Origin of the sequence: Hydrogenimonas sp., assembly GCF_029932565.1 — a bacterium.
Lineage (GTDB): Bacteria > Campylobacterota > Campylobacteria > Campylobacterales > Hydrogenimonadaceae > Hydrogenimonas.
Map to the genome: position 1 here is coordinate 1 of NZ_JAOZPV010000108.1, position 4305 is coordinate 4305.

The following is a 4305-nucleotide window of genomic DNA, read 5'->3' on the forward strand; positions in this document are numbered from 1 at the left end:
AGAGGTGGTGGCCAGAGGCAGAATCGAACTGCCGACACGCAGATTTTCAGTCTGCTGCTCTACCGACTGAGCTATCTGGCCGGTTGGTAGGACGGAATTATAGAAGAAATCTTCTTAAAAACTGCTGATGATTTGCTTGAACAAATCGCCCCGTTCGGCGTACGATTTGAACTGGTCGAGGCTCGCTGCTGCGGGAGAAAGAAGGGCGATACTCTCGTCCGTGTGACGCTTGTCGATCGCTTCGACAGCTTTGTCGAGGGTCTCGTCGATTTCGCAGGGGATTGCGTAGTGCTGTGCGAGTGCGGCAATTTTCTCACTGTTTTTTCCAATGGCGTAGATACGCACGTCGTACATCTTCAGCTGCTCGAAAAGGGGTGAAAGATCGACCCCTTTGTCGTCTCCGCCCAGAATCAGATGAATGGATCGCTCTTTCCACGGAATCAGAGCCTGAATTGTCGCATCGATATTGGTCGCTTTGGTATCGTTGATCCAGATGCGCCCTCTGCTATCGACAATCTTTTCCTGACGGTGCGGTTCGAGCTCGAAGCTGTTGATGCTCTCGTAATCGATTGTATCGAAAAGAATTTTCGATATTCCCAGTGCCAGAACCGCATCGAGCAGGAAGGCCCCTTCGAACTTGATTTTGGATGTGTCGATAGAGAGATAGGCGGCGATATCTTCTATGTCTGCATAAGGAATTTTGAAACCGTCCGTAGGTGTTTCACCAAGTGTCTTTGGCAGAATGACGGCTTCCCCTTCGCGCATTTGATGCAACGGCTTGAGTTTGTCGGCGAGATAGGCTTCCTCGCCGCCATGCCAGCCGAGATGGTCCGGTGTGACGGGAAGAAGCAGATAGAGATCGGGTTTGGCATAGTTGGTGTAGTGGAGGGTGAAGGAGCTGGTTTCCAGTACCCAGATAGGTGCCTCGGGATCCAGATTCGCCAATGGAGTACCGATGTTGCCGCCGCTGACAGCCCCTCTTTCCGCGAGCAGATGGGTGACCATCTGGGTCGTCGTCGTTTTCCCGTTGGTACCGGAGATCCAGATGGTGTAGGGAGTATTGAGTGTTGAGTGCTGAGTGTTGAGAAATTTTTTTCCGTGATTCGACAGGAAAAGGTCGTATTCGCTGATGAGATTGCGGGCTTTCTGGATGAGCGGATGGTTTGGAGGAAAGCCGGGACTTGGAATCTCTACGTCACTTTGATCGGGATCGAAAAGAGACGGTGGGGCGAGAAGGTTACCATACTCGTCTTTGTGTGGAACCGTTACGTGGTCGTCGTAGAAAGTGCAGGGCCCCACTCTTTCGGCGATCGCCCGCGTCGTTTTTCCGTACCCGAAGAGAGAGATATTCACGACAAACTCCTGCGCATGTACTTCCAACGACCAACGACCATATTATCGTATCTTCAAAGTGATAAGGGCAAGCAGATTGGCGATAAACGCGATGATCCAGAAGCGCACGATGATCTTGTTTTCCGCCCACTGTTTCATTTCGAAATGGTGGTGGATCGGTGCCATCAAAAATATGCGTTTGCCCCGCAGTTTGTAGCTGCCTACCTGGGCGATGACCGAAACGGTTTCGATGACGAAGATTGCCCCGATAAGGATAAGCAGTATTTCACTTTTGCCCAGAATCGCCATATAGCCGAGGAACGCTCCGACCGAGAGGCTTCCGCTGTCACCCATGAAGACTTCCGCCGGATTGCAGTTGTACCAGAGAAATCCGATCAGTGCGCCGATCAGTGCGGATGCCACGATCGTCACTTCGCCGACACCGATGATCTTGGGCCAGAGCAGGTAGCTGCTGAGTATCGCGTTACCCGTGATGTATATGATGACACCGAGCGAAAAGAGTGCGAAAATGGATGGGACGGTAGCCAGCCCGTCCAGCCCGTCGGTCAGGTTGACGGCATTGCTCGCTGCGACGATGACAAGTGCCCAGAAACCGACAGCCCCCCACCCCATGTCGAAGAGAGGGAATTTGACGAACGGTATGTAGAAACGGGTGTCGAAACCGGCAAAATAGATCAGAAAAAGCGCGATCGCGCCACCGACGAAGAGTTGAAGCCCGAATTTCGCCCGGGCGCTCAAACCGTGCAGATTATTGCCCGAAACGACTTTGCCGACATCGTCGCTGTAGCCGATGAGACAGAAACCGATGAGTGTGACCATGGCACCGACGACGAAGGGGTTGTTCAGTTTCGCACTGAGCAGCGTCGCGACAATCGTGGCGAAAATGAAAACCACACCGCCCATCGTGGGTGTGTCACGCTTTTTCAGGTGGGCTTTCGGAACGAACTTGTTGATGGGCTGACTCGCTTTTTTCGCTTTGGCCCATGCGATGAAAAAAGGCATGAGGTAGATGGTGAGAACAAACGCGATGAAAAAGGCGAATCCTGCTCTGACGGTAATGTACTGGAACAGATTGATATCGAGATGACGATAGAACCAATAGAGCATGTTATGTAATACCTGTTAATAAAAATTGTTTCTTTAGGAGCTTAAAAGCGGTATTTTAATATAGTTGTGCATAAAACAGTATAAATTTTCGATACTTCAGCGTGAAGGAATATGAACGTGGCGAAAAAGACAATCCTTATTATCACAGATGGCATCGGCTACAAGCCAAATTCGAAAGCGAATGCATTTGAAACGGCGAAAAAGCCGACGTACGACAAACTTTTCAAAGAGGTTCCCTATTCACTTATTCACACCTATGGTCTGCATGTCGGCCTTCCGGAGGGGCAGATGGGCAACTCGGAAGTCGGTCATATGACGATCGGAAGCGGCCGGGTGCTCTATCAGGATCTGGTCAAAATCTCACTGGCTCTGAAAGACGGCACCTTGAAAACGAACGAAGTGTTTCGGGAACTGCTGGGCAAAAGCGACCGGCTCCATCTGATCGGATTGATGAGTGACGGCGGGGTCCATTCGCATATTGAACATACAATGGGGCTGGCTAAAATTGCCGCCGAAGCGGGAAAGAAGGTCTTTTTGCATCTCATCACCGATGGCCGGGACGTCTCTCCGACCTCGGCACCCGTCTATCTGAAGCAGCTCGAAAAGATTCTGGACGAAAAGATCTCCATTGCCACGCTCGGCGGACGGTTCTACACGATGGACCGCGACCAGCGCTGGGAGCGGGTGGAGAAGGGATACCGTGCCATTGTCGAAGCGAATCCGAAAACGGATCTTTCGCCGATCGAATATGTCGAGAAGAGCTATACGGAGGATGTGACCGACGAGTTCATCATTCCAACGGCGTTTGAAGGGTACGAGGGGATGGAGGAGGGCGACGGCGTCCTCTTCATCAATTTCCGAAGCGACCGGATGCGGGAGATCGTCACCGCCATCGGTGATCCGAAATTTGATAAATTCGAGAGGAAGCCGGTCCATGTCCATATCGCGACAATGACAGAATACGACAAATCGTTCCCTTATCCGGTGCTTTTCAGAAAAGAGGTGCCGAAAAATACGCTGGCGGAAGTCGTTTCGAATGCTGGATTGACGCAACTCCATACAGCGGAAACGGAAAAATACGCCCATGTTACTTTCTTTTTCAATGGGGGTGTCGAAGAGCCGGTACTGAACGAATCGCGGGTGCTGATACCAAGTCCGAAGGTGAAGACATACGATATGAAGCCCGAGATGAGTGCCCCGGAAGTCGGTGATGCGGTGTTGACGGCGATGGATGAGGAATATGACTTCATTGTCGTCAATTTCGCCAACGGCGATATGGTCGGTCACACCGGTAATTTCGAAGCGGCTGTCAAAGCCGTCGAAGCGGTCGATGCACAGCTTGGCCGGATTGTCGGGAAGGTGAAAGAGAAGAACTACCGAATGGTTCTCACGTCCGATCACGGCAACTGCGAAGAGATGATGGACGAAGAGGGGCATATTCTCACCAACCACACGGTCGGCGACGTATGGTGTTTCGTCATGGCACCCGGCGTAACCGGGGTGAAACCGGGCGCACTGAACAACATCGCCCCGACGGTCTTGAAACTGATGGAGCTTCCGATACCGGAAGAGATGGATGAGCCGCTTGTTTAGTTTTGAGTGCTGAGTATTGAGTGTTGAGTTGCATTGTTGTGAGCCACGTGTAACGCGGACATCATCGAATGGAAGCGGCGAAGCCGCACCCTGAACTTTTAACTTTTAGTTTTTAACTTTTCAATAGAACCCATCTCAAAAATCCCCATGGGCGGTAACGGAAGCGATTTTGCTTCCTATCGCGGCGGTTCGACGCGGGCGTGGCCAAAGCCACGTCAAGGAGAACCAACAAAGAGAGGGGGCAAAATCGCT

Annotated in this window: 3 protein-coding genes and 1 tRNA gene; 1 reads left to right on the top strand and 3 read right to left on the bottom strand. The window is 51.6% G+C overall.

The window, feature by feature from the left end; translation table 11 throughout:
• Positions 1 to 5 precede the first annotated feature (5 nt).
• The 3 genes from Q1K24_RS09365 to mraY form a co-directional block, all read right to left on the bottom strand.
• Positions 6 to 81: transfer RNA gene (locus tag Q1K24_RS09365), tRNA-Phe, on the bottom strand.
• Between the two features lie 33 nt (positions 82 to 114).
• Entirely contained in the window at positions 115 to 1353 is a 1239-nt protein-coding gene (murD, locus tag Q1K24_RS09370; protein WP_300369337.1) for a UDP-N-acetylmuramoyl-L-alanine--D-glutamate ligase, read from the bottom strand.
• 42 nt (positions 1354 to 1395) lie between these two features.
• Positions 1396 to 2460: a phospho-N-acetylmuramoyl-pentapeptide-transferase gene (mraY, locus tag Q1K24_RS09375; protein WP_300369340.1), complete on the bottom strand. Its 1065-nt coding sequence runs from the start codon at positions 2458 to 2460 to the stop codon at positions 1396 to 1398.
• 117 nt (positions 2461 to 2577) lie between these two features.
• On the opposite strand from mraY, the gene gpmI reads away from it, so the two are divergent.
• A complete protein-coding gene (gpmI, locus tag Q1K24_RS09380; RefSeq protein ID WP_300369343.1) occupies positions 2578 to 4053 on the top strand; it encodes a 2,3-bisphosphoglycerate-independent phosphoglycerate mutase in 1476 nt (491 codons plus the stop codon).
• The last annotated feature ends 252 nt before the right edge of the window (positions 4054 to 4305 follow it).